Annotated in this window: 1 protein-coding gene; it reads left to right on the forward strand. The window is 45.6% G+C overall.

Features of this window, described 5'->3' with window-relative positions:
* Positions 1-256: flagellar hook-length control protein FliK (locus MTCD1_RS19255; protein WP_200818674.1), on the forward strand; the 256-nt coding region annotated here is incomplete at its 5' end.
* Positions 257-272 lie beyond the last annotated feature (16 nt).

Below are 272 nucleotides of genomic sequence, written 5' to 3' on the forward strand. Positions count from 1 at the left end.
GGTCCAGCCTCAGACCCGAGATATTATCGAGCAAGCATTACCTAAGTTAAGAGAGATGTTGGCCGAACAGGGCTTGCAGCTCACAGATAGCCAGGTTTCTCAGCGAGATTCGGGAAAAGATCAAGGTGAAGCAGAGCATTCGGAGCGGTCACAAGAGTGGTATGACGCAGAACTGGATGAAATATCTGCAGATGAGTCACTATTAAGCTTAAATCAGCCATCTAGTTATCGTTCAGCTATAGATTATTACGCATAAGCAGGTAGTCTATAGC

It is taken from the genome of Colwellia marinimaniae (assembly GCF_002207865.1).
In the GTDB taxonomy this organism is placed as follows: domain Bacteria; phylum Pseudomonadota; class Gammaproteobacteria; order Enterobacterales; family Alteromonadaceae; genus Colwellia; species Colwellia marinimaniae.